The following is a 25,152-nucleotide window of genomic DNA, read 5'->3' as shown; positions in this document are numbered from 1 at the left end:
ATTTGGCACAGGCATTGATAAACAGCTGTGGGTAATTAGTATTAACAAACAAGAAATAACAATCATACATATGTCTAAAATTATCGGAATCGACTTAGGGACAACAAACTCATGCGTGGCTGTAATGGAGGGTAACGAGCCTGTGGTTATTGCCAACAGCGAGGGTAAGCGTACTACGCCATCAGTAGTTGCTTTTGTTGACAACGGCGAACGTAAAGTGGGTGACCCGGCAAAGCGCCAGGCTATCACCAATCCCCGCAAAACTATCTATTCTATCAAGCGCTTTATGGGTAACCAATTTGCTGAAGTAAGCAAAGAGAAAGAGCGCGTTCCATATAACGTGGTTAACGAAGGTAACACCCCACGTGTTGCTATTGACGACCGTAACTATACGCCACAAGAAATTTCGGCCATGATCCTTCAAAAAATGAAGAAAACAGCTGAAGATTTCCTGGGTACAGAGGTAAGCGAAGCGGTAATTACCGTACCGGCTTACTTTAATGATGCACAGCGCCAGGCTACTAAAGAAGCCGGTGAAATTGCTGGTTTAAAAGTACGCCGTATCATCAACGAGCCTACTGCTGCTGCCCTTGCCTATGGCTTGGACAAAGCACACAAGGATATGAAAATTGTTGTGTTTGACTGCGGTGGCGGTACGCACGACGTTTCGGTACTTGAATTAGGTGATGGTGTGTTCGAAGTAAAATCAACCGATGGTGATACCCACCTGGGTGGTGACGACTTTGACCAGGCTATCATTGACTGGCTGGCCGACGAATTTAAGAGCGACGAAGGCATCGACCTGCGTAAAGACCCAATGGCTTTACAGCGTTTAAAAGAAGCTGCCGAGAAAGCTAAAATTGAGCTTTCAAGCACTACACAAACCGAGGTTAACCTGCCATATATCACCGCTGCCGATGGTATGCCTAAGCACCTGGTGAAAACTTTGAGCCGTGCTAAATTTGAGCAACTGGTTGACAGCCTGGTAAAACGTACTATTGAGCCTTGCCGTACCGCTTTAAAGAATGCAGGTTACAGCACATCAGATATTGACGAAATCATCCTGGTAGGTGGTTCAACCCGTATCCCTGCTATTCAGGAAGCCGTGCAATCATTCTTTGGCAAAGCTCCTTCAAAAGGTGTTAATCCTGACGAGGTGGTAGCTATTGGTGCCGCTATACAAGGTGGTGTGTTAACCGGTGAAGTTAAAGATGTATTGCTGCTTGACGTTACCCCGCTTTCGTTAGGTATTGAAACCATGGGTGGTGTAATGACTAAACTGATCGAGGCTAACACAACCATCCCGAGCAAAAAATCGGAGACTTTCTCAACAGCGTCTGACAGTCAGCCATCGGTAGAGATCCACATTTTGCAAGGTGAGCGCCCAATGGCCGCTCAAAACCGCACCATAGGCCGTTTCCACCTGGATGGTATTCCGCCAGCACCACGTGGTGTGCCTCAAATTGAAGTAACTTTTGATATTGATGCCAACGGTATATTGCATGTATCTGCAAAAGATAAAGCTACCGGTAAAGAGCAAAAAATCCGTATCGAGGCTTCATCAGGCTTAACAGACGAAGAGATCAAAAAGATGAAAGCAGAAGCAGAAGCCAATGCGGAGTCTGATAAAAAAGCTAAAGAAGAAGTTGAAAAACTGAATGGTGCCGATGCTTTGATCTTCTCGACCGAGAAACAGTTGAAAGAGTATGGCGATAAGATACCTGCTGATAAAAAGGCACCTATCGAAGAAGGCCTTACTAAGTTGAAAGCCGCCCATGCTTCTAAAAACCTGGCCGATATTGAGGTTGCTCAGGCCGAGTTGGATAGCGCATGGAAAGCCGCGTCAGAGGATATGTACAAAGCTGCAGCCGAAGCCGGTCAACAGCCGGGTGCTGATGCTGGTGCTGCTGGTGCGCAAGCCGACAACTCAGACACCGTAACTGATGTTGATTACGAAGAGGTAAAAGACGATAAAAAGTAATAATTCCTGATAATTTGAAAGGCCCTGCAACTCATCGTTACAGGGCCTTTCTATTTTATAAGCTGATGCTTACAGGTTGATCTCGATTATGCCTGAATGATAAGGCACTTCTTGCGTCTTAACAGTCTTTCCAAATCCGTGAGGTATTAATTTCAACGTATTAAATTTTGAAGTATAAGTGCCGTCTGCTACGGCAACTGTCACCTTATTTTTTTCAGCTTGATAGCCAATATCTCTTTTATGAAGGATGCCCCGCTCGTTATCGTACGTTACACCATCGTCCTCATAATAAATAAATGTCGAATCTTCAGTGCCTTTCCAGATGTGCAGGTAAAGTATACCATCACCCGCCTCATTGGTGCTTTGAATAACGCTTTGCATCGGGATGATGCCCCCGCCTTTTACAAACACCGGCAAATTGTTCAAAGGGGCAGGTACTGAATGCGCCATGCCACCCTCGTATGCTTTATCATCACCAAAGCGATACCATTCACCCTCAGGTAAATAAACCTCGGCGGTAAGCCTCGTACTTTCAACCGGCGCCACTAACATGGAATTGCCAAACAGAAACTGGTTTTGATAACGAACATCAAACACGTTTTCATCCAGCGTATAATCAATAGCCAATGTGCGGCTCAATGGCAGCCCGTTTTGTGATGACTCATAAAAGCCGGAATAAATGTACGGCAGCAACTGGTAACGCAGCTCAATATCCTTACGGATGATGGCCATATTCTCCTCGCCCCATTCCCATGGCTCACGCATAGCGGTACCAATTTCAGCGTGGTTACGGTACATAGGGATGTAAACACCCAGCGAATTCCAGCGCAGCATCAGTTCAGGGGTAGGGTTGCCGGTGTAGCCCCCAATATCCACCCCGGTGAATGACATGCCCACCAAGCCCAGGCTATTAACCAAACGCTGCCCGTAAAGCATATGCTCATCGGTAGCGGTATTATCACCCGTCCACACGGCTGAAAAACGCTGTGTGCCGCAATAAGCCGCACGGGTAAGCATAAAGGGGCGTTTGTTGCCTAATATTTTACGCGTACCATTATAAGTAGCTTTGGTCATTTCCATACCGTAAGCATTACGTACCTCGGCCATGTAACGGTCGCCAAATTTTACCAGGTAAGGTATGTTTTGTCCCCAAGCGGCAGGCTCGTTCATATCGTTCCAGAAACCCTCAACGCCGGGTTCGGTAAGTGCGGTAAAAGCAGCTCCCCACCATTCCTTCACCTTGTCATCAAAAAAGTTGGGGAAGTGGCAGCGCCCCGGCCATACGCTGGCTACATAGTTATCGCCATTGATATAAGTAGCGAAGTAATTTTTAGCAACGCCCTCATCATACTGCTTGTATCCGTCCTCAACTTTAATACCCGGGTCAACAATACAAACCGTGCGAAAATCAAGTGCTTTTAACTGATCTATCATTCCCTTCGGATCAGGGAAAGCCTCATCGTTCCAGGTAAATATTTTGTAATTGTCCATATAATCTATATCACAATAGATCACATCGGCAGGTATATTATGCTCTCTTAACTTTTGGGCGATGCCGAGCACTTCATCGGCACTCATGTAACTGTAGCGGCATTGCTGGTAGCCAATGCTCCATAGCGGCGGCATTTCCATACGGCCTGTAAGCCAGGTATAATCTTTAATAATTTCGGCCACACCCTGCGCCCCGAAGAAGTAGTAGTTCATATCGCCGCCATCGGCACCAAACCAGCTCATTTCGTCATCGGTAGTTGCGCCAAAGTCGAAATAGCTTTTGTGGGTATTATCAAAAAACAACCCGTAAGTTAACCTGCTGTGCAGTCCGATAAAGAACGGGAAGGTTTTATACAGCGGATCGGTATAAATGGTATGCTTGGATGCATCCGTATTCCAGTTAACATAATGGGTACCGCGACGGTTAAGAGCGCCTGTTTTTTCGCCCAGGCCAATAAACTTTTCATCAACATAAAGCTTACGGTAATTAATTACCCGCTCGTTTTGCCAGTTAACGCCAAAACGGGCATCATCCTCACTCAAAGGTTTGCCATCAAGCGTATAAAAGCTGAAACGTAACGGGGTTTTGTTTACTTTAAGTATCAGCTGATCAGTGGTGACTGTAAGTTCATTTTCGGCCTCCGTAAAGTTGATGCCTGTTTCCGGCTGCTGTATTACCGCGAACGAAGTATCGGCCTTATCCGGCGTTTTGGTGATATTTACCCGGATGATGGCCGGGGCATACAACCATATTTTGGCCGTTGCTTCGGCTGTTTGTATGGTGATATGATCGTTATGTTGAGTTACCTGTTTTGCGTTGCCTAATAGCTGGGTTTGCATACTGTTGGTTTTTGCTTGTTGATGATTGCCAATTTACACTTCATACTTATTTAAATAAACAAAAAACAGGCTAATTGTTGTTTTTGGGCGATTAAGTAAGTAAGGCGTCAAATCTGCCACCTTTTTTTGTCGCGTTCACACCCCTGCCATCGGCATGTTGTTTGATATCTTTATTATAACTTTATTATAAAATCACTACCATGTTTAAACCAACCAGCGCATTCTCCGGCTTTTCAGTAAACGATATTGAAAAAGCCCGGCAATTTTACGGTACCACGTTAGGATTAGAAGTTAAACTAAACGAGATGGGTGTGCTTGACATAAAGTTACCCGGCGGCAGTTCTGCGATAATTTACCCAAAGCCAAACCACGAGCCTGCTACTTTTACAGTACTCAATTTCTTGGTTAGTAACATTGAAGATGCCGTAAAGGACTTAAAGGAAAAGGGCATTCAATTTGAAAGCTATGATCATCCGCAGCTTAAAACCGATGATGACAATATTATGCGTGGTAACGGGCCAACTATTGCCTGGTTCACTGATCCGGCCGGAAATATACTTTCGGTGATACAGGAAAGCTGATATCTGTTAAAACCCGATTGCTTATATTTGCCGAATGGTAAAACTCAGGCCATTAAAAAAAGCGGTTGAATTTATTGAACACCCAGCGGCCGGCGGTGTTTTGTTGTTGGCCTGTTTGATATTGTCGCTTATTTTGGCTAACTCACCGCTAAAGGCTGGTTTTGCCAATCTATTAGCTACTGAAATTGCAGATGATGTTATAGCGCCGCATTTTACACTGACTTCATTTATTAATGATGCGCTGATGGCCGTATTTTTCCTGATGGCGGGGCTGGAGATTAAACGTGAAATAGTGGAAGGTGAACTGGCCGGAGTAAAAAAGGCGGCGTTGCCGGTGTTAAGCGCTATTGGCGGTATGGCTGTGCCCGCGTTTATCTATTTTCTGTTTGATCGGGATACCGAAACAGCCTCAGGCTGGGGTATACCCATGGCTACCGATATTGCTTTTGCGGTGGCCATACTTAACGCTTTACGCAAATCGGTTCCAGTAGGTGTAAAGGTATTTCTAACGGCTTTGGCCATTGTTGATGATCTGGGTGCCATAATCGTAATCGCGTTGTTTTATACGCAAGGTTTAGAAACTACGTATCTTTTATACGCGCTGGCATTTTTCGCATTAGCCGTAGTGTTTAATTATTTTGAATTTAAAAACGCCTGGTTTTACCTGGTGCCCGGTTTGTTCATATGGTACTTTATCCATCACTCAGGTATACACGCTACGGTGGCTGGTGTGCTTACGGCGTTCACCATACCGGTGCGGACTAAATCAGGCTACTCGCCACTGTGCGAGTTGGAGCATAAGCTGTCGGCACCGGTTAATTTCTTTATCCTGCCAATATTCGCATTGGCCAATACTAATATAACTTATGAGCAGGGGATGCTGGCAGGTCTGTTAACGCCGCTTGGTTTGGGTATAATTTTCGGGCTGATTTTAGGCAAACCCCTTGGCATTTTCTTAATGACCTTTGCCGCCGTTAAAACCAAGCTAAGTAAATTGCCCGAAGGGATCAACTGGGTACACATAGCGGGAGCCGGTGCGCTGGCAGGCATCGGTTTCACCATGTCGATTTTTATTGCGCTATTGTCATTCAACGAGCCTGAATTGCAAAGCCGTGCAAAGTTCGCCATCTTAACCGCTTCAATAATCGCCGCCACAGTTGGATTTATATGCTTAAAAGCTTATTCAAAAAGAACGCGGCAGGTTCAATAGGCTCGCTCATACTCGAGCGTTGAAAAGCAGGTAATGGTTTACTAAAAATCTTCGTATTTTTACGTACTTATGCAAAACCCCATTTCCGCAAAATACAATGCCAAATTTCAGGAAGCGCTGGCTTCACTCAACCCGGAGCAGCTTTCGGCTGTTAATAAAATGGATGGCCCGGTGCTGGTGGTGGCAGGCCCTGGTACCGGCAAAACGCAGATATTAGCCGCCCGCATTGGCAAGATACTGACCGATACCGATGCCCAGCCCAACGAAATACTGTGTTTAACTTATACCGATGCCGGCGCAGTGGCCATGCGCAAGCGTTTGTTTGATTTTATTGGCCCCGATGCTTACCGCATTAACATATACACCTTCCACGCCTTTTGCAATGAGGTGATACAGGAAAACCTCGAGTACTTTGGCAAGCTGAACCTTGATCCGTTGTCGGACCTGGAATCTGCCATGCTGTTCCGTGAGCTGATCGACGAATTCCCGAATGACCATTTACTGAAGCGCTTTACGGGCGATGTGTATTTCGACGCGCCAAGGCTCAAAAGTTTGTTCTCCACCATGAAACGGGAGAGCTGGGATGCCGAACTGATCAACCGCGCGGTTAAGGAATATATTGATGACCTGCCCAACCGTGACGAATATATTTACAAACGCGCCAATGCCGCCAAGGGCATCAAGATAGGCGACCCGAAGCAGGCCGATATCGACAAGGTGACCGAGCAGATGAATAAGCTGCTGGCCGCCGTTGCCGAATATAAGAATTACGATGCTAAAATGAAGCAACGGGGTAGGTACGATTATGACGACATGATCATCTGGGTGCTCAAAGCCTTCCGTGAGAATGATGATATATTACGCCGCTACCAGGAACGCTACCAGTACATTTTGGTGGATGAGTTTCAGGATACCAGCGGATCGCAAAACGCGCTGCTGAAGTTTTTGCTGGATTACTGGGATACGCCAAACGTTTTTGTGGTGGGTGATGATGACCAGTCCATCTTCAAATTTCAGGGTGCCAATATGGAGAACATCCTTGATTTTGCCAATGATTACGTGCACGCCCTGCATACCGTGGTATTAAGGCATAACTACCGCTCTAATCAGCATATTTTGGACATGTCGAGGGTGCTGATCGATAAAAATAAAAAGCGACTTACCGCACAATTATCGCTGGATAAAAACCTGAGCGCCTCGCATCCGCGTTTCGCTACGGATATGGTGGAGCCCACCATCCGCGAGTACGAAAACCCGGATCAGGAACTGGCGGACACTGCGCGTATCATCAAAAAACTGACCGAGAGCGGCGTGCCCGGGAATGAGATAGCAGTTATTTACCGCAACCACCACCAGGTAGAAGATCTGGTTCATTTTTTAGATACGCAAAAGATTATCGTTAATACCAAGCGTAAAATTGACATACTGACGCTGCCATTTGGTGAAAAGATTATCACCATACTGCGCTACCTGGCTATGGAGTTGGACTCACCCTATAGTGGCGACGAACTGCTGTTCGAGATTATGCACTACGACTTTTTTGGCATTCCGCCTATCGAGGTAGCCAAGGCCAGCATCGCGGTAGCCAAAGCAAACTACAGCACTTTTAGTAACGATCAGCCTAAAACATCGCTGCGCAGATACGTGAGTGAACTGCGCACCCCTGCACAACCTGGTTTGTTTGATAACGTGCAGAACGTGGAGATGAAGTTTTTGATGAACGACATTGACTACCTGCTCAAGGCGTCGGTAAGCCTTACGCTGCAGCAACTGTTTCAGCAGGTAATCTCGAAAATGGGTATTCTCAAATTCATCATGCAGCAGGCTGATAAGGGCGCATTCATGCAGGTGCTTACCAGCTTTTTTGATTTTATTAAGGATGAAAGCCGCAAGAATCCGGATATTACTCTTGCTGAACTGATTGCTACCATTGATCTGATGAAGAAGAACAATATCCGCATGGAGCTTAATCAAGTGATATTCTCGGATAATGGTATCAATTTTCTGACGGCCCACGGTTCAAAGGGGCTGGAGTTTGAACACGTTTTCTTTATCGGTTGTGATAAAAAAACATGGGACAGTAAGGGCCGCAACACGGGCTTTAGCTACCCGGATACCCTCACCGGATCGCCGGATGATGACATTGCCCAAAAGGAAGAAGCACGCCGTTTATTCTATGTAGCTTTAACCCGTGCCAAGCAATGCCTCAACATATCATACGCCCGTAAGGATAAAAAGGGCAAAGATCAGGAAGCCTCACAATTTGTGGGCGAGATACTGGCCGAAACAAATATGCAGGTGGCCTATCCGCAGGTACCTGCAGATGACATGGTTAATTTTATGGCTACCCAGTTTACCGAATCCGATAAGCCGCAGGTTGAATTGCTGGATACCAATTACATTAACCAGCTACTGCAAAATTATACACTTTCGGTTACACACCTTAATAACTACCTGGATTGCCCGCTGCGCTTTTACTTTCAGTGTTTGATCAGGGTACCATCGGGTAAAAGTCCGGCGGCAACGTTTGGGCAGGCGGTGCACTGGGCGCTGAACAAGGCCTTTCGTAAACTGAAGGAAAATAACGATGTGTTTATGCCGACTGAGGAATTTATGAAGGAGTTTCGCTGGTATATGTTCCGCAATCGAGATTCGTTCACGAAAGACGATTTTAAACTGCGCTTAGCCTACGGCGAAAAGATATTGCCGGAGTATTACGACCAAAATGTTAACGTATGGAACAAGGTAGCCGTTACCGAACGCACTATAAAAAACATTGAAGTGAACGGCGTGCCAATAAAGGGTAACCTGGATAAGATTGAGTTTGACGGAAAAAATGTAACCGTGGTTGACTATAAAACAGGCAAGCTCAAAAATGCCAAGGATAAACTACAGCCACCTACCAACGATAACCCCAACGGCGGCGACTACTGGCGGCAGGCCGTGTTTTACAAAATACTGGTGGATAACGACCGCAGTAACGACTGGCAGGTGGTGAACACTCAGTTTGAATTTGTAGAGCCGGTTAAGGCTGGCGAATATCATAAGGAAAAGGTGGCCATATCACCCGAAAGTGTAGAACTGGTTAGCGAACAGATTACCTCTGTTTACCAAAAAATAATGAACCACGAGTTTAACACCGGCTGCGGCAAAAAGGAATGTGACTGGTGCCACTTTGTAAAAACCAACTTTAAACAAGCTGAAGGTATTATGATTGATGTAGAGGAGTAAGTAACGAAGCTCCCCCTTTATGGGGCGGGGGGCTTATAAAAACACTACTTCCTCAACCACTACTTCCTGCGCTTCATCGTTTATTTTTTGGATGATCTGATTGCGTATCAGCATCAGCTCATGCTTGATTACGGATGATTCAATACGTACAAAAAGTTTCTTATCGCTGATGTATATCTCCTTGGTGCGGTTGGCTACGGAGGTGCCCACCAGTTGCGGCCAGTTGGCGATGACGGAGGTTTCGTTAAACTTGCGTTTAAGCTTGTAAACCTGCATCATTTGCTCAATGGCATCCTTTAGTGTTTTATCATTCGCTTTGCGCATGGGCTTCTCCTTTCGCTATCTCAAAAATTTTAACGTCAACATCAATGTCCTCAAATACATTTTTTACCCGGCTGGCACTGGTATCGGTTATAAAAACCTGTCCAAAATTATGGGCCGATACCATTTGCATCAGTTTGGTAACCCGCTTATCATCCAGCTTATCAAAAATATCATCCAGCAACAGCAACGGCTTAAACTTTTTCTGCTCGTACAAATAACTATATTGGGCCAGCTTGAGGGCTATCAGAAACGATTTTTGCTGCCCCTGCGATCCAAACTTTTTCATGGGCATGCCGTGTATCGAAAAAGCAAGGTCATCCTTATGAATACCGGCCGTGGTGCGTTCCAGCACGCGGTCCTTTTCCAGTGTTTTTTTGAGCAGCAATGCAAAATCATCCTGCAATAATTGCGATTCGTATACCAGCGATACCCGCTCCGCCTGCCCGCTTATAAAATCGTAGTGGGTGTTAAATATCTCGGTGAAGCGTTCCATAAAAGCCTTGCGTTTGGCAAATATACGGTTGCCCGATGCTGTCAGTTGCTCGTCCAGTATCTCCAGCAAAACCGGGTCGTACCGGCCCGTGTCGGCAATGGTTTTTAGCAAAGCGTTCCGGTTGACCAGGGCTTTGTTGTAAGCGATCAACTCGTCCAGGTACTGATTATCCGTTTGCGATATGACGTTATCAATAAACTTGCGCCGTTCCTCGCTGCCTTCAATAATAATGCTGATATCATACGGCGAGATCATCACCAGCGGAAACAACCCGATATGATCAGCCAGGCGCTGATAATCTTTTTTATTGCGCTTGAACTGCTTTTTTTGGTTTCGCTTAACCGAGCAGGCTACTGCTTCGTTATTATTATTCTTGTCAAACGTGCCGGTAACAATAAAAAAGTCGGCACCCTGCCGTATCTGCTGGCTGTCTATCGGGTTAAAATAACTTTTACATAACGACAGGTAGTGCACCGCATCAAGCAAATTAGTTTTGCCCGCGCCGTTGCCCCCCACAAAGGCGTTAACACCACTGTTAAAGGTAAGTTCGGCCTGTTCGTAGTTTTTAAAGTTGATTACCGATAATTGTTGCAGATACATATTGAGCCTTCAAAGGTAACACAATCCGCGCGATGGTCGAGGCATCCATCCGGGTTTAATTTCGAGGGTTAATTATTTAAGTTAAAAGGTGTTGATAAAAACTTTGAAAACTGTATTTTTGCAAACTTAATTTTTGAATAAGAATGTCGACAACCCAGGCAAACACCAAAATTGTGAACGAAGATAAACCGGTTAAACATACAGGGAGTTTTGTGAACGAGAACAGAAAGAGCTTATTATTTATAGCCGCGGCCGTTTTAGTGCTGATAGCCATATACTTTATATATCTTAAAGCATACGCTGGTCCGCGCGAGGTAAAAGCGGCCGACCAGATGCACGTAGCCCAGGAGTTTTGGCAACAAAAAGAATGGGATAAAGCTATAAAAGGCGATGCCGGTTATCCTGGGTTTGAAAAGATCATCTCTGAATACAGTAACACCAAAGCTGCTAACCTGGCTTACTATTATATCGGTATTGCATACCTTAACAAAGGCGATTACGGTAAAGCCATTGATAACCTGAACAATTACCGCGGCGACGATTACATGGTTGCGGCTGAGGCTTTAGGTGGTATAGGCGACGCATACGTTGAGCAGAAAAAATATGATGACGCTGCCAGCTATTACAACAAAGCAGTTGATAAAGCATCAAACAGCTTTTTATCGCCATTGTACCTTAAAAAATTAGGTTTGGTATATGAGGCTACTAACGACAAAAAATCAGCGGCCGAGGCTTACAACAAAATTAAAAACGACTACCCTACCAGCGCTGAAGCACAAAATATTGATGCTTACATTGGCCGGGTTGAGGCAAACTAATAAAACCTTAACATGAGGTTGCAATAATTGAAGGTTGCAATGTTGAAGAATGAGTTATTACATTTCAACATTGCAACCTTTTTAAATTTAACAACTATTTAAAATGGCAACACAATTAAAAAACCTGTCCGACTTTTCGGCAACCGAGATACCTGATGCAGCCGCATATACCTTTGGCATAGTGGTGGCCGAGTGGAACGCTGAGATAACCAATGCCCTTTACGAAGGCGCGTACCAAAGCCTGGTAAAAAATGGCGCATTGCCCGAAAATATTTTCAGCTATAGTGTGCCCGGTAGTTTTGAGCTTACATCAGGGGCCGAACTGCTGTTGAAGAATAAACCTAACCTGGATGCCGTAATTTGCCTGGGTTGCGTGATACAGGGCGAAACACGCCACTTTGATTTTATTTGCGATGCTGTTGCAAATGGCGTAAGTAATGTTGCCATAAAGTATTCGAAACCTGTTATATTTGGTGTACTTACTACTGATAACCAGCAGCAGGCAATTGACCGCGCCGGTGGTAAACATGGTAATAAGGGCGACGAAGCAGCGGTTACAGCTATAAAAATGGCTGATTTGGCGCGCACGTTGCAGGCTTAAACTTTATCAGGTTATAAACGTTAACACAAGTATTATGAAAAAGATCGCATACATTGCTTTGGTAGTGCTGGCTATGGGTGCCTTGGCATCGTGTTCAAACAAACTATGTCCGGCTTACGGATCATATCCGCGCGGGCGCTAACAGCAAAATGTCATATTTAATGCCGTTTGCAAACATTTACAGGGCTTTGCTGTAATTTTGTATCAGTATTAAATTGATAAAAACTTTAACAAATGAAGTGGATAGCGCTGGAGTCGGCAGATCAGATTAACGAAATAAAGCAACACCCCGGGTATAGCATTATTTTTAAGCATAGCACACGCTGCTCTATCAGCATGATGGCTAAAAAACGTTTTGAGTTGGAGTGGAGCGATATTCCTGACGATATTTCACTTTACTTTTTAGATCTGATTAAATACCGCGAACTGTCAAACCAAATAGCTGCGGATTTCCACGTACATCACGAATCGCCGCAGATGTTACTGATCAAAAGCGGCGAATGTATTCTCGATCAATCACACGGCGGCATTTCGGTAGAAGAAGCGTTGACGATGGTGGTTTAGATTATAGTCGGGAAGTCAGCAAGTCCGGAAGTTTTTAAAGCGATATATATTCATACAACATAACAAGAAAAGCGGCTTGATGGCCGCTTTCTGTTTTATATGGTATGTGAAGATCATTCCTTTGTCTTTCGGTCTTTCAGACTTCCCCGACTTCCGGACTAAAAATCTACCACCCAAAATCCACCGTCTTTTTCACATCCTCGCCAAGGCTCAAGTGCACAGGGCAGGTAAGCGCGGCGTGTTCCAAAATTTTCTTCTCTTTATCAGTATATTCTTTCGGAAATTTAAAGTTAACTACTACCTCGGCTACACGGCGCGGATTGGCAGCCATAATTTTAGTGATGGAGCATTGCGTGTTATCAATGTCAATGCCATGGGTATTGGCGGCAATGCCCATAATGGTCATCATGCAACTGCCCAATGATGCAGCTAACAGATCGGTTGGTGAAAATGCCTCGCCTTTGCCGTTATTATCAACGGGTGCATCAGTAATTATTTTAGTGCCCGATTGTAAGTGGGTAGCCTCCGTACGCAAGCCGCCCAGGTATGTAGTTTCGATTGTTGCCATAAGGCTAAATTAGCTAAATTCAATAGGTAAGCAAATACTACCTTTATCAATCCACTGTAATATATTATTTGGGGCTGTAGGGCGTTATATGGTTTTTACTTACTTTTGTTGTTATGATTGATTTGCCGGTAATTCCAGCCACACAAGTGCAGCGTAAACCAGATTGGTTAAGAGTGAGGCTTCCTGTTGGTAAAGAATATGCACAGGTGCGTAGCCTTGTTGATACGCACAAGCTGCATACCATTTGCGAGAGTGGCAATTGCCCTAACATGGGCGAATGCTGGGGCGCGGGTACGGCAACCTTCATGATACTGGGCAACATTTGTACCCGCTCGTGCTCGTTTTGCGCGGTAGCTACCGGCAGGCCCTTAGCGGTTGATCTGGATGAGCCAAACCGCGTGGCTAACTCGGTGAAATTAATGCAGGTTAAACACTGCGTAATTACCTCGGTTGACCGTGACGACCTTAAGGACGGTGGTTCCATCATCTGGGCCGAAACCATTAATGCTATCCGCAGGGAAAGCCCTGAAACTACCCTTGAAACTTTACTGCCTGACTTTAAAGGTAACTGGGATAACCTGGCACGTGTGTTAGAGGTAAGGCCCGAAGTGGTATCGCACAACTTGGAAACCGTACGCAGGCTTACCCGCGAAGTACGTATACAAGCTAAATACGATCGTAGTTTAGATTGTTTGCGCCATATATCAGCAGCCGGGTTGCGCACCAAATCAGGCATTATGCTGGGCTTGGGCGAAACCGAGGCCGATGTTTTGGAGGCCATGGCTGACCTGCTCGATGCAGGTGTACATATACTTACACTGGGCCAGTATTTGCAACCTACACGCAATCACCACCCTGTGGTTGACTGGATACATCCCGATCAATTTAACTTCTACAAACAAAAAGGCCTCGAGATGGGTTTCAGGTATGTAGAGAGCGGACCATTAGTGCGCTCATCGTATCATGCCGAGAAACACCTGTTTGATTTTTAATTTTTCTTTTTACCTTGTAGCCAGTGAGTAGAAGACCCAAAATATCACTGACTGAAGAAGAATTAGTTAGAGGGCTCCGTCAGCGCGAGAAAGTGGCTGCCGAAGCCTTATATGACATGTATTCCGCATCGTTGTACGGTGTTATCCTGCGCATTATTAACGATGAGCCATCGGCAGAAGATGTATTACAGGAAACTTTTATAAAAATATGGCAATCTTTTTCGGCTTACAGTGCCGAAAAGGGGCGTTTATTTACCTGGATGGTGAATATTGCGCGCAATTTGGCCATTGATAAGGTGAGATCTAAAGATTTTAAGAACCAAACTAAAAACCAAGAGCTCGAAAATAACGTAACTTTTATTGACGAGCAAAGAAACACGGTTTACAAGCCCGAACTACTCGGCTTGAAGGATCTGGTGCAAACACTTAAGCAGGAGCAAAGATCAATACTTGACCTGGTATATTTTAAAGGATATACCCATGTTGAGGCTGCCGATGAATTGGGTGTGCCTTTGGGTACAGTAAAAACACGGTTACGAATGGCGATACAGCAGCTCAGAAAACAGTTTTAATAAGAAAATTGGAAGACATAAGCGCATATATTGAGTCGGGAATACTGGAGCTTTACGTTTTGGGGGATGTTACTCCTGACGAAAGGCAACAGGTTGAGGCTGCTGCTATAAAATATCCGAAGATTAAAGCTGAACTGGACGCGATAGAAAAAGCCATGGAGAGCTACGCCCTTGAGCAAGCCATAGAACCATCGGAGCACCAGCGCAACCGCGTACTTAACAGCCTGCTTACCAATTTAGCCGACGATAAAATTTTCACCAAAGCACGGATTTATACTGACGATGAGGATGCGAAAGTAGTTCAACTACCCGCACGTAGTGTTAACTTTTACAAGTATGGTTTTGCCGCCAGTCTTTTCCTGTTGGTGATCAGCATAGTTGCCATAATAGGTTTGTATGGAAGGCTAAAACAATCTACTGAGTTAATAACGTCGTTACAAAGCCAAAACCAACGTTTTAGCAGCCAGGTAAATTTGATGGACGGGCAGATCAGCGTGCTGCGCGATCATTCCTTCCGCTTTATAAAACTTAAAGGTACGCCGAAGGCACCTGCTTCTGCATTAACCGTTGCATGGAGCCCACAAAAGAAAAAAGTGATGATTGACATGGAAGGCATGAAAATGCCTGCCAATGACAAAAAACACCAATACCAGCTATGGGCTATTGTGGCCGGAAAGCCGGTTGACCTGGGTTTATTTGATGTTAAGGCTGACACATCTGGCATGAAGGAAATGAAAGCCGTTGAGCAGCCCCAAGCCTTTGCCGTAACGCTTGAACCACGAGGCGGCAGCGTTAACCCTACCATGGATGCCATGATGGTAATCAGCAATATTTAAACGGCCGGCACTATTATTCCCTGCTTAGCATAAAGCGCTGTCAATTCATGGATATTTCTATAAACAATAAAGAGCGGCAGCATACATATAATGCCGAACGAGCAATCAATGAATTGCCAAAACACGGGTATGCCCCGAACGCCACCTGCTATAAACGCCAGCGGAAATATGGCTACGCTGGCGATCATGCCAAACTGAATTACCCATAAATTTTTAACCGGATGCCTGTACGGGCCAATGAACAACACGGCCAATACTAAATGTGCAAAGGCCAGCCAGTCGGTACCGTAAGCTAAATAGGGATATTGGATGTTGGTTTTATGCAAAGCCAGGTAAATACTGTTCAACCAATTTTGCGCAGAGACAGGTAGCAATTGCATGTTTTTAGTTAGCCAACCGATCTCTGTTTCTAAAGGAAAAGCCGTAGCGCCGCTGATGAACAGTCCGACAATAATAACTATTATACAAATTCGTATGCGTTTTAATAATTGTTGTTGTGTTTTCACGATGAATATGTAATAAGGTTTAGATATCCTCTGCCCGCTGCTTAATTACCTGGAGGATGTTGTTCTGTATATCCTTCATTATCCAATCGGCCCACAGGCCTGCGTAAAAGTTGAAGGTAGTGGTCAGCTTAAAGTGACTGTATAAATGAAGGCGATAGGTTTTATTGTTCAATCGTTCGAGCTCGTACGTTCCGTCTATCACATCAAAATATTCGCCGCCTATTACCACGTGTTCATCCATGGTGGTTGAGGGTATCTCGTGCGGGTTAGCCTTGATGGTAAAACGCATAAATTTTTGATCTGAATAGTTGGTAACCTGCTCGTGAAAGATCAATCCTTTATCAAATATAGCCTTGCGATAACCGCCCACACCGTTATAGTTCAACTCTGCGCGCAACGGGCGCGGAAAGCCAAGGGTTTCAGTAAGCCAGCCCTTATCTTCGGTTGATGTGATGCCCCTTACACGGGTTACGTTATTCCAGATATGAGCCTTGTCGGCGTCAATATCGATATAGGTATACGCTTTGTAAATTGAAGGATGATCACCAATGTAGCGTTCAATTGGTGATATCAGGAAGGGGAGAAGTACAAAAAGGGATACTTGTATTTTTTCATTGCGGTATTTACGTAAGCGGTAACGCCGGGCTATTAAGCCACCTAAACTCGCTGCAAATAAAAACACGGGCAAAATCATCAGCCAGCAAGCCCAGCCCTCTAACGAAAGGAATAATGTGATCAGGAAAAAAGCCATAATGCTTATCCATGGGGCCAACATTGCATATCTTATTTTTTTAATCAATTGGATGTCGGAAAAATAAACTGTAAGCAAGCCGATGCTAAATGGTACAAGAAAGATAAAGCTGATGGACATAATATTGAAAAGATCCTCAAAGCTGTCAATACCGAATATAAAATAGCAGATAAATGCGAAAGCTAAAGGAAAAACTATAAGCCGAAATGGTTTCAAAAAGTTGGTTGTCATAATATAAATGATAAGGTTTAAGTGTTAAATACATTTTTCAATAGCTGTTTTTATATCCGGCACTTTAAAATTGTAGCTTGCTTCGGTTAACCGGGTGGGTAAAACCCAGCGACTTTTCAATATCAGTTCAGTTTCGGTGCGTAGCAGCCATGTGCCTATTTCCAGCATCCATTTAGTAGCAGGCAAGCCAAATGGGGCACCTACGGCTTTGCGTATCACGGCCATCAACTCCCGGTTTTGAATGGGGTTTGGTGATGCAATATTAAATGCACCCTGCAGGTTGGGGTTATCCAGCAAAAAATCTATACTGCCGGTAACGTCATCCTCGTGCACCCAGCTAAAATATTGTTTGCCGTTACCCTGTATCCCACCTAAGCCAAAACGGGCCAGATTTAAATAATAACCGGCCACACCACCATGTTTACCCAGCACAATGCTGATGCGCAATACTATTTTGCGAATGCCGCGTATATTTTGTTCGGCAAAAGCCTGCTCCCATTGTTTACAAACCTCTACTGAAAAGCCTGCGCCAATATCCCCGGTATATTCATCCTGCGGCCTGTCCTCAGCGTGGCGGTAAATAGTAGCTGATGCCGCGTTTATCCATACTTTGGGCTTGTTATCAGTCAGCAGGAGCGCTTCACCCAATATCCGGGTGGCGTTTAGCCGGGAAGAAAATATCTCCGCCTTATTCTTTTTGTTATAGCGGCAGTTTACGCTTTTGCCCGCCAGATTTATCAGTACGTCGCTATCTTCTAAATGAACGGCCCAATCGCCCAGGGTACGGCCGTTCCAGTAAACCATGGTTATATTGCCGTTTTGTGGCTGAGGATTGCGGGTAAATATAATTACCTCTTTTGCCAGTTTGCTAAAGTGCGCCGCCAGCACGGTGCCTAAGTAACCGCTGCCGCCTGCAAGTATCACCTTATTGTATTTCATGACGGTTCAGTTTTAAATGATGATTAATAATACAAACAGGCGATAAAGTGCCCAGGTGATTGTAAGCAGCCAGCCCAGCTTGAGCAATTTGGTGCGGCGGATATGTTCTAAAAACATCAGCCCGGCAATCGCCAAAAAATACAGTGTGCTTATCATTGGAGGTATTGCGATAAGCTGTGCTGCAATTATCAAAGGCAGTAAAAGCAGCGCACCTGCGAACGAAATAGTCATCATATTGCCCAGGTAATCCCAACGCTTAATAGGCGCATACAGGCTTACTACTATCCCCTGAAATAATATCTGCCCGCCACAAATGAGGTACTCACGCCATGCATTGCCTGTTGATATCATGGGCACCAGCAAACCTGCATATTGCGTTAATACCGTGCCGACAATAAACCATGTAAATAGCAGATATGCCAAGCGTAATTTCAGGCTGAAAGTTGGCTGAATTGCATAGTCATGATTATTAGCCGGGATGATTACCCTGCGGTTGTATGATATAAAGGCATAACACTTAGCTGATATCCACACAAATGGCTTAAAGCTGAACAAGCCTTTAAAAGCAGGAAAAGAATTGCCAATTACCTTAAACAAACTTTCGATGCCATAATTGACTTCGCCGGTTTCCGTATTCACCAGGGCTATCTCATTAACGGCCCGCTGCCGGTCAATCAGCGGACAAAGCATTTCGGGTGTTTCCTGATAGGCCGTTCTGCCGGTGTCGTCTAACATACCTGCATTTACAAAAGCTTTGGTATACAGGTTGCACATAGGGCATTCCGCATCGTACAAAATAATATGGTTATGCAGCGTTTTCATATTAGGGAGGTTTGATTTTTTTTATTTTTCTGCAAATGGTTTGTAGCGCTCCATCATGACCTTTGTCCAATGAGCCTTGTTGCGTAACCTGAAGAATATGGCGAGGTTTATGAAGTGCACGGCGCCCAATATTAAAATAATGCGGCCAACCTTATAGCTTAGTATTTCTATCACTTCACGCGTATTTGCAATAGTGCCATACTCTTTCAAAACCACTACCATATAACCAATATTGATTAGATAAAAGCCCACTAACAGCAGCTTATTTACCGAGTCGGCAAGCTCGGTGTTGCCGTGAAATATATCCACCAGAAAAACACGGCCGTTGTTGAATAAAACTCGCGCTACCCAAATGGTAACTGCAATGCTTATTGATAGGTAAAGTGCGTAGGTCAAGATGACGTAGTTCATGATGATTGTTTTTATTTAATGATAAGTTTTGAATTTTCAGTAATTAATGAAATATATAGATAAAATTTTTTATTTAAATATTTTAAGGATAGATCCCCAAAACCAGTTCTCCTCCGCCTTTATCATGGTCTCCAAAGTCTTGTTCACGTTTGCCGATAGTTTGGTTATACCCTTTACAGAGCTTTTGAAAGTTTTATAAGCAGGGTCTTTTTCACTTCCCTTTACTTCAGATAGATCGTTTAATACCTTCAGCAGCGGATCGAGCTCGCGTTTTTTGCGTTCCTGGGCTACCTGGCGGGCAATGGTCCAGGCGTCTTTCTCGGCAAAAAAGTATTCTTTACGTTCTCCGGGTTTTAATTGCTTTTCAACCAACCCCCAACTGATTAGGTCGCGCAGGGTCATGTTAGCGTTGCCGCGCGATATGCTCAGCGCTTCCATTACTTCTTCGGTTGTAAGTGCCTCTGGAGATATCAGCAGTAGGGCATGTACCTGTGCCATGGTGCGGTTGATGCCCCATTCTGATCCCAGCTTACCCCACGTTTCAATAAATTTCTGTCTTGCTTCAACCAATTCCATATACAAACATACACTTATTATTTAACTTTCAAAAATTATTGAAAGTTTATTTTGAAATAAAAACATACCGTTTCGTAAAAAAGTTCAAATATGGTGTAACGTATTCAAAGTCGACACGTCTTATAGATAATTACAGAGAGTATTTAGTTCTTTATAAGGTCAGTTAATAGTTAAAAAGAAAGGCGGTTGTCGATACTCACAACCGCTTTTTTTATGCCATCAACTTCGCCATGGTAACAGGTAGCTGTTGCGCCAGTTTGCCCGGCAATACCACATTCATCCGGTTGGGCAATGCCAGTTCATCTCCGGCTTTACCATGCACATATACGCCGGCTATGCAAGCCTCTTGAGGCGTATAGCCCTGCGCAAGCAGTGAGGCCAGTATGCCCGTAAGCACATCGCCCATACCGCCGGTGGCCATTGCAGCATTGCTGGTTGAATTAAAGTAAAGCTTGCCATCAGGTGTTGCAGTTATGGTATAATCATTTTTTAGTACTATATACAGGTTACGTTCGGCAGCCTGCTGCTTTGCGGTTTGCAGGCGTGCCCACCAGTTGGTATGTTCGCCAAACAAGCGGTCAAACTCTTTCATGTGCGGGGTGAGTATGCTACCTGCAGGGATGGCCTGCCACAGGGTGTTATTATTAGCCAGCAGGTTAAGGCCGTCGGCATCAATAACCATAGGTTTTTTATAGTTGGTAAGTACGTAGGCAAAAAGTTCGAGGGCGCTTTCATCAGTACCTAAACCCGGGCCAAAGGCAATGGATCTGAATTTTTTCCAGGCAATGTCTGGCAGTGTATCGCCATCGCGGATGATGGCCATCAGCTCGGGCATATAACTATTAAGCGCCGTTAAGCCGCTGCCGGGTATGCAAGCTGTAGTTAGCCCGGCACCCGCATAAGCCGCTGCCGACGAACACAATAAAGCTGCCCCCATAGTACGCGCCTCGCCTGCAATAATCAAGGTGTGGCCATAAGTGCCTTTATTGCTGAAACGCGTACGATATTTTAGTATATCCCGCACATCTTTTTCCTCAATATACTGATATAGGGAGTTAAGCGAACGGGTATATTCCTCATTTATGCCGATGTTTACCGCTTCCCAGCAATTAATATGATGCTTTGACTCCGGCAGCAAAAAATTGATTTTGGCCTGCTGAAATGTAATCACCAGATCGGCCCTTAATACGGTTGCGTCCTGCGGAACCTCGCCATCGGCAAAAAAGCCGGTAGGTACATCAACGGCCACCACTGTTTTATTCAGGCTGTTCAAATAATCAACCAATAATTTATAATCGCCGTCGAGCGGTTTGTTTAGCCCGCTGCCCAGCAGGGCGTCTACAATAATGTTGCTGTCATCGTCAGGCAGTGCTTCGCCGCTGTTTATGGTTATCGGTTCTATGCCACACTCCCTTAAATGGTGCAGGTTTGCATCAAAATCAGCAGTTGATTTATCGCTGAACCGAGCTATAATAACTTTTAAATGCTGGTATTTATGCTGATGCAGCATACGGGCTATTGCCAGTCCATCACCGCCATTATTGCCGGTTCCGCAGTAAACACTTATGTGCTCATTCCGCTCAGGAAAGTGATTGATGAACCATCCTACAAAAGCTTTTGAGGCCCGTTCCATCAGGTCGACGGAAGTTACGGGCTCATTCTTTATCGTCCAGGCATCAGCCTCGCGTATCTGGGATGAAATAAGTAAAGGCAGCATATTATACTAATTTATAACATGCTGCCTTTGTTTTTAAGGGCTTATCAAAAATATTTTAACCTCAGTTTTTTATGCTCATCTCTTTAGCCTGCATCATTTTACGCAGGTTGTTAAGGGCATAGCGCATACGGCCAAGGGCAGTATTGATGCTTACATCGGTAATGTCTGCAATCTCTTTAAAGCTCATATCACCAAAATGGCGCATAATCAATACCTCTTTTTGCTCGGCAGGCAGCAACTGTATCAATGTTTTTAAATCCTTGTGTGTTTGCTCGCGCACCATGCGGTCTTCCATGCTTTCGTCGTAGTTGCCTAACACCTCGAAGATGTCAAAATCATCACCGTTGCTAACCATTGGCGCACGCTTTTCGCGGCGGAAATGGTCAATAACCAGGTTGTGCGCAATACGCGTTACCCATGGTAAAAACTTACCTTCCTCGTTGTATTTTCCGGCTTTTAAAGTGTTAATTACTTTTATAAACGTATCCTGGAAAATATCTTCGGCGAGGTATTCGTCTTTAACAAGCAAATAAATAGAAGTATATATTTTGGTTTGATAACGGCGAATAAGCTCAACAAGCCCCCCTTCATCGCCCGAAATATAAAGATGGATTAGATCCTGATCACTTTGCAATTTTAAATCCATAGAAAACCTTACTACTTAATTAAGTTTACTTAAAATGTTGTTGAGTAAAGTTTATTCTATAATTTTTTGCTTTAGGGGTTATACAAATGTTAAGTCAAATAAAACAAATTAAACAATAAAATGCAAATTTATTTGTTTGACCATCTACACTAACTTACGTTTAATACCGCATGTAAGTTTTTTTTCAAAATAAAATTATTGCAAGTGTCGTAAACGCAGTTAATAATTACAAGCAGCCCTACAAGCCGCGCGTTTTTGCACAGCTTTGCTATATTTGCTTTCGGCGTTAACAGCGCTTTAAGATACACAAAACATGGCTAAAAATAAAGCAGAAACAACACATACACCAGTAGTGACCGATAAGTCGCTCGAATTTTTTGAACGATACATTAACAATCCATCCCCAACAGGTTTTGAGTGGAAAGGCCAGGAGCTTTGGCTTGATTACCTTAAGCCGTATATAGATGATTACTATGTTGACAACTATGGTACGGCTGTAGGCATTATTAATAAAGATGCCGAGTATAAAGTAGTAATAGAAGCACATGCCGACGAAATATCATGGTTTGTGAATTACATTACTAATGATGGTTTGATCTACGTAATTCGTAATGGCGGCTCTGACCACCAGATAGCGCCATCAAAGCGGGTAAATATTCACACTGATAAAGGCATTGTTAAAGCCGTATTCGGCTGGCCTGCTATCCATACCCGCCAGGGTGGGGAGAAGGAAGAAGCGCCTACATTAAAAAATATCAGCATTGATTGCGGCTGTACTTCAAAGGAAGAGGTGGAGAACCTGGGCATCCACGTAGGTTGCGTTATTACTTACGAGGATGAGTTTATGGTACTGAACAACCGCTACTACGTTGGCCGCGCATTGGATAACCGCGCCGGCGGTTTTATGATAGCTGAGGTAGCGCGCTTGTTGAAAGAAAACAATATTAAGCTACCGTTCGGCTTGTACATTGTGAACGCCGTGCAGGAAGAGATTGGCTTGCGTGGTGCCGAAATGATAGCCCACCACATAAAACCAAACGTAGCCATTGTTACCGATGTTACGCACGATACCAGCACGCCAATGATCAACAAAATTGTTCAGGGTGATCTGGCTTGTGGTCGTGGCCCGGTAGTGTCATACGCGCCTGCCGTGCAAACCAACCTGAATAAGCTATTAGTTGAAACCGCGCAAAAAAATAATATCCCGTTCCAGCGTCAGGCTTCATCACGTTCAACCGGTACTGATACTGATGCCTTTGCTTATTCAAATGACGGTGTGCCATCTGCATTGATATCATTACCATTACGCTACATGCACACTACGGTAGAGATGATCCATAAAGAGGATGTAGATAACGTGATTCGCCTGATATACGAATGTTTGCTGAATATTGAGGCCGGTCAGGATTTCCGTTACATTAAAAATCGCTAATTATTTTAATGGCCCAGTACGTAATTCCGCTCAAGTACCGCAAAATGGAAAACCTCCATATTGTGTTCTGGTTGTTAAAGGATATTGGCTGGTGCCTGATATGGAAGCCGTTGGGAATAGTAATGATATTCCCAACGCTTATCATCTCCCTTGTTATTGCCTGGCGTACCAGGCAACTCATGTCTGAGCTGTGCCATAACCTCGCCATCACCTTTTGGATAACGGCCAACAGCTATTGGATGGTTAGCGAATTTCTGCACCTTGATGCCCGTGTGGTTTACGGAAGTATCACCTATAAGCACCTGGCGCTTATTCCGTTTTTGTTAGGTGTTTTTTGCCTGGCTTACTATTACGCCATATGGCGCCCCAAACATCCCGAATCGTTAGAAACCCTATAACGGGCACTATCGTTCACCGTTCCACTCGGCATAAAATTGATTGAGAAACTGGAGCATATAGTCATGGCGCTGTTGGGCTATTTGCTCGCCGGTAGCGGTGTTCATCTTATCTTTAAGCAATAGCAGCTTTTCGTAAAAATGATTAATGGTTGGCGCGGTGGTGTTTTTATATTCGTCTTTGGTGAGATTCAGATTTGGCGGGGTAGCCGGATCGTAAAATGCCCTTCCTTTAAAGCCGCCGTAACTAAATGCCCGTGCAATACCGATAGCGCCAATGGCATCCAGCCGGTCGGCATCCTGTACGATCTGCATCTCTTTAGATGTAAACGCCACCTGCCCAAAGCTTGCCTTGAACGACATGTGCCTGATGATCTGCTGTACATGAGTAACGGTTTCGGCATCAACATCAAGGCTTTGCAGCCATGCGCCGGCTGTAGCCGGGCCAACCTCCTCATCGCCACCATGAAACTTGGCATCGGCAATATCATGCAACAGGGCAGCCAGCTCAATCACAAAATGATTAGCCTGTTCGCCTTTGGCAATTAGCTTTGCATTACCCCAAACACGGTGAATATGCCACCAGTCATGCCCGCCTTCGGCATGTGCAAGGGTTTGCTGTACGTAAGTTTTGGTTTGATTGATAATTTCCGCTTGTTGTGGTGCTAACATGCGGCAAATATAAAAATCAGAAACTGCTATGCAGCCTCTGATTTTCCGGCCTCAATAAGGCCTGTAATACTTGTACCTAAAATATCCGCTATCTGGAAAAGCCGTTCAACGGTAATCTTGGTATAGCCTAACTCTATTTTGCTATAGGCATTTTGAGAAATCTTAAGTTTGGCGGCAAGGTACTCTTGGGTATAGTTCTTTGCCTCTCGCTGTTTGCGAATGTTTATCGCAACCGACTTAATTTTTGAGCTTAAACCATCTGTCATACTAATCAATGTATCTGATAAATGATAGTATAAACGAGAATTATTTAAGCCCGGATTTTTACAAATTCACTTTTATATTAAATTAT

At 44.5% G+C, this 25,152-nt stretch carries 26 protein-coding genes; 12 read left to right on the top strand and 14 right to left on the bottom strand.

What is annotated here, in order from left to right; genetic code table 11:
* Nucleotides 1-70 precede the first annotated feature (70 nt).
* A complete protein-coding gene (gene dnaK / locus LT679_RS11180) occupies nt 71-1,981 on the top strand; it encodes a molecular chaperone DnaK (protein WP_232177677.1) in 1,911 nt (636 codons plus the stop codon).
* A gap of 69 nt (nt 1,982-2,050) precedes the next feature.
* Here the strand turns inward: dnaK and LT679_RS11175 are convergent, their stop codons facing one another.
* Nucleotides 2,051-4,312, bottom strand: coding sequence for a glycoside hydrolase family 31 protein (locus LT679_RS11175; RefSeq protein WP_232177676.1), 2,262 nt, complete (start codon nt 4,310-4,312; stop codon nt 2,051-2,053).
* A gap of 200 nt (nt 4,313-4,512) precedes the next feature.
* Here LT679_RS11175 and LT679_RS11170 point away from each other — a divergent pair, with 200 nt between their 5' ends.
* From LT679_RS11170 to LT679_RS11160, 3 genes are all read left to right on the top strand, one after another.
* Nucleotides 4,513-4,893, top strand: a complete 381-nt coding sequence (locus LT679_RS11170) for a VOC family protein (RefSeq protein WP_232177675.1) — start codon at nt 4,513-4,515, stop codon at nt 4,891-4,893.
* A 34-nt stretch (nt 4,894-4,927) separates the two neighbouring features.
* A complete protein-coding gene (gene nhaA / locus LT679_RS11165) occupies nt 4,928-6,103 on the top strand; it encodes a Na+/H+ antiporter NhaA (RefSeq protein WP_232177674.1) in 1,176 nt (391 codons plus the stop codon).
* 69 nt (nt 6,104-6,172) lie between these two features.
* The gene (locus tag LT679_RS11160) at nt 6,173-9,334 is read left to right on the top strand and encodes an ATP-dependent helicase (RefSeq protein WP_232177673.1); all 3,162 of its coding nucleotides are present in this window, start codon (nt 6,173-6,175) and stop codon (nt 9,332-9,334) included.
* Between the two features lie 33 nt (nt 9,335-9,367).
* On the opposite strand, the gene LT679_RS11155 is transcribed toward LT679_RS11160, so the two are convergent.
* Nucleotides 9,368-9,658, bottom strand: coding sequence for a DciA family protein (locus tag LT679_RS11155; RefSeq protein WP_232177672.1), 291 nt, complete (start codon nt 9,656-9,658; stop codon nt 9,368-9,370).
* Nucleotides 9,642-10,751 carry a DNA replication/repair protein RecF gene (recF, locus tag LT679_RS11150; protein WP_232177671.1) on the bottom strand — a complete coding sequence of 370 codons (1,110 nt, stop codon included), beginning with the start codon at nt 10,749-10,751 and terminating at the stop codon, nt 9,642-9,644. Before recF ends, LT679_RS11155 begins: the two co-directional genes overlap by 17 nt.
* 143 nt (nt 10,752-10,894) lie before the next feature.
* Here recF and LT679_RS11145 point away from each other — a divergent pair, with 143 nt between their 5' ends.
* The 3 genes from LT679_RS11145 to ytxJ all read left to right on the top strand — a co-directional run bounded on the left by LT679_RS11145 (nt 10,895) and on the right by ytxJ (nt 12,734).
* Complete coding sequence (locus LT679_RS11145; protein ID WP_232177670.1) at nt 10,895-11,569, top strand: tetratricopeptide repeat protein; 675 nt, start codon at nt 10,895-10,897, stop codon at nt 11,567-11,569.
* A gap of 103 nt (nt 11,570-11,672) precedes the next feature.
* Nucleotides 11,673-12,170 carry a 6,7-dimethyl-8-ribityllumazine synthase gene (gene ribH, locus LT679_RS11140; protein ID WP_232177669.1) on the top strand — a complete coding sequence of 166 codons (498 nt, stop codon included), beginning with the start codon at nt 11,673-11,675 and terminating at the stop codon, nt 12,168-12,170.
* Nucleotides 12,171-12,404: 234 nt separating this feature from the next.
* Nucleotides 12,405-12,734: a bacillithiol system redox-active protein YtxJ gene (ytxJ, locus tag LT679_RS11135; protein ID WP_232177668.1), complete on the top strand. Its 330-nt coding sequence runs from the start codon at nt 12,405-12,407 to the stop codon at nt 12,732-12,734.
* Between the two features lie 166 nt (nt 12,735-12,900).
* On the opposite strand, the gene LT679_RS11130 is transcribed toward ytxJ, so the two are convergent.
* Nucleotides 12,901-13,302, bottom strand: coding sequence for an OsmC family protein (locus LT679_RS11130; RefSeq protein ID WP_232177667.1), 402 nt, complete (start codon nt 13,300-13,302; stop codon nt 12,901-12,903).
* A 113-nt stretch (nt 13,303-13,415) separates the two neighbouring features.
* Between LT679_RS11130 and lipA the strand changes: the two genes are divergently transcribed.
* The 3 genes from lipA to LT679_RS11115 are packed head-to-tail and all read left to right on the top strand — an operon-like array spanning nt 13,416 to nt 15,702.
* On the top strand, nt 13,416-14,294 hold the full coding sequence (gene lipA / locus LT679_RS11125; protein ID WP_232177666.1) for a lipoyl synthase: 879 nt from the start codon (nt 13,416-13,418) through the stop codon (nt 14,292-14,294).
* Nucleotides 14,295-14,317: 23 nt separating this feature from the next.
* Entirely contained in the window at nt 14,318-14,866 is a 549-nt protein-coding gene (locus LT679_RS11120) for an RNA polymerase sigma factor (protein ID WP_232177665.1), read from the top strand.
* 8 nt (nt 14,867-14,874) lie between these two features.
* Nucleotides 14,875-15,702: an anti-sigma factor gene (locus LT679_RS11115; RefSeq protein ID WP_232177664.1), complete on the top strand. Its 828-nt coding sequence runs from the start codon at nt 14,875-14,877 to the stop codon at nt 15,700-15,702.
* On the opposite strand, the gene LT679_RS11110 is transcribed toward LT679_RS11115, so the two are convergent.
* The 8 genes from LT679_RS11110 to LT679_RS11075 all read right to left on the bottom strand — a co-directional run bounded on the left by LT679_RS11110 (nt 15,699) and on the right by LT679_RS11075 (nt 22,301).
* Nucleotides 15,699-16,208, bottom strand: coding sequence for a hypothetical protein (locus LT679_RS11110; RefSeq protein ID WP_232177663.1), 510 nt, complete (start codon nt 16,206-16,208; stop codon nt 15,699-15,701). The genes LT679_RS11115 and LT679_RS11110 overlap by 4 nt on opposite strands.
* A gap of 19 nt (nt 16,209-16,227) precedes the next feature.
* Nucleotides 16,228-17,190, bottom strand: coding sequence for a hypothetical protein (locus tag LT679_RS11105; protein ID WP_232177662.1), 963 nt, complete (start codon nt 17,188-17,190; stop codon nt 16,228-16,230).
* Between the two features lie 24 nt (nt 17,191-17,214).
* A complete protein-coding gene (locus LT679_RS11100) occupies nt 17,215-18,129 on the bottom strand; it encodes a TIGR01777 family oxidoreductase (protein ID WP_232177661.1) in 915 nt (304 codons plus the stop codon).
* A gap of 12 nt (nt 18,130-18,141) precedes the next feature.
* A complete protein-coding gene (locus tag LT679_RS11095; RefSeq protein ID WP_232177660.1) occupies nt 18,142-18,951 on the bottom strand; it encodes a thiol-disulfide oxidoreductase DCC family protein in 810 nt (269 codons plus the stop codon).
* Nucleotides 18,952-18,972: 21 nt separating this feature from the next.
* Nucleotides 18,973-19,362, bottom strand: coding sequence for a hypothetical protein (locus tag LT679_RS11090; protein ID WP_232177659.1), 390 nt, complete (start codon nt 19,360-19,362; stop codon nt 18,973-18,975).
* 69 nt (nt 19,363-19,431) lie between these two features.
* Nucleotides 19,432-19,938 (bottom strand): GbsR/MarR family transcriptional regulator, encoded by a 507-nt coding sequence (locus tag LT679_RS11085; protein WP_232177658.1) that lies wholly within the window; start codon nt 19,936-19,938, stop codon nt 19,432-19,434.
* A 211-nt stretch (nt 19,939-20,149) separates the two neighbouring features.
* Nucleotides 20,150-21,655: an NAD(P)H-hydrate dehydratase gene (locus LT679_RS11080; protein ID WP_232177657.1), complete on the bottom strand. Its 1,506-nt coding sequence runs from the start codon at nt 21,653-21,655 to the stop codon at nt 20,150-20,152.
* A 61-nt stretch (nt 21,656-21,716) separates the two neighbouring features.
* On the bottom strand, nt 21,717-22,301 hold the full coding sequence (locus LT679_RS11075; protein WP_232177656.1) for an RNA polymerase sigma factor: 585 nt from the start codon (nt 22,299-22,301) through the stop codon (nt 21,717-21,719).
* A gap of 313 nt (nt 22,302-22,614) precedes the next feature.
* Here LT679_RS11075 and LT679_RS11070 point away from each other — a divergent pair, with 313 nt between their 5' ends.
* Both LT679_RS11070 and LT679_RS11065 read left to right on the top strand, forming a co-directional pair.
* A complete protein-coding gene (locus LT679_RS11070) occupies nt 22,615-23,733 on the top strand; it encodes a M42 family metallopeptidase (protein WP_232177655.1) in 1,119 nt (372 codons plus the stop codon).
* A gap of 8 nt (nt 23,734-23,741) precedes the next feature.
* Nucleotides 23,742-24,131 (top strand): hypothetical protein, encoded by a 390-nt coding sequence (locus tag LT679_RS11065; protein WP_232177654.1) that lies wholly within the window; start codon nt 23,742-23,744, stop codon nt 24,129-24,131.
* Nucleotides 24,132-24,137: 6 nt separating this feature from the next.
* Here LT679_RS11065 and LT679_RS11060 read toward each other — a convergent pair whose 3' ends face one another.
* Nucleotides 24,138-24,800: an HD domain-containing protein gene (locus tag LT679_RS11060; protein ID WP_232177653.1), complete on the bottom strand. Its 663-nt coding sequence runs from the start codon at nt 24,798-24,800 to the stop codon at nt 24,138-24,140.
* 26 nt (nt 24,801-24,826) lie between these two features.
* Nucleotides 24,827-25,066, bottom strand: a complete 240-nt coding sequence (locus LT679_RS11055) for a helix-turn-helix domain-containing protein (RefSeq protein WP_232177652.1) — start codon at nt 25,064-25,066, stop codon at nt 24,827-24,829.
* Between the last annotated feature and the right edge of the window lie 86 nt (nt 25,067-25,152).

The sequence above is a fragment of the Mucilaginibacter roseus genome (assembly GCF_021215455.1).
GTDB classification, from domain to species: Bacteria; Bacteroidota; Bacteroidia; order Sphingobacteriales; family Sphingobacteriaceae; genus Mucilaginibacter; species Mucilaginibacter roseus.
Note: the sequence above shows the minus strand (reverse complement) of the source record. Positions and strands in the feature narration are given on the sequence as shown.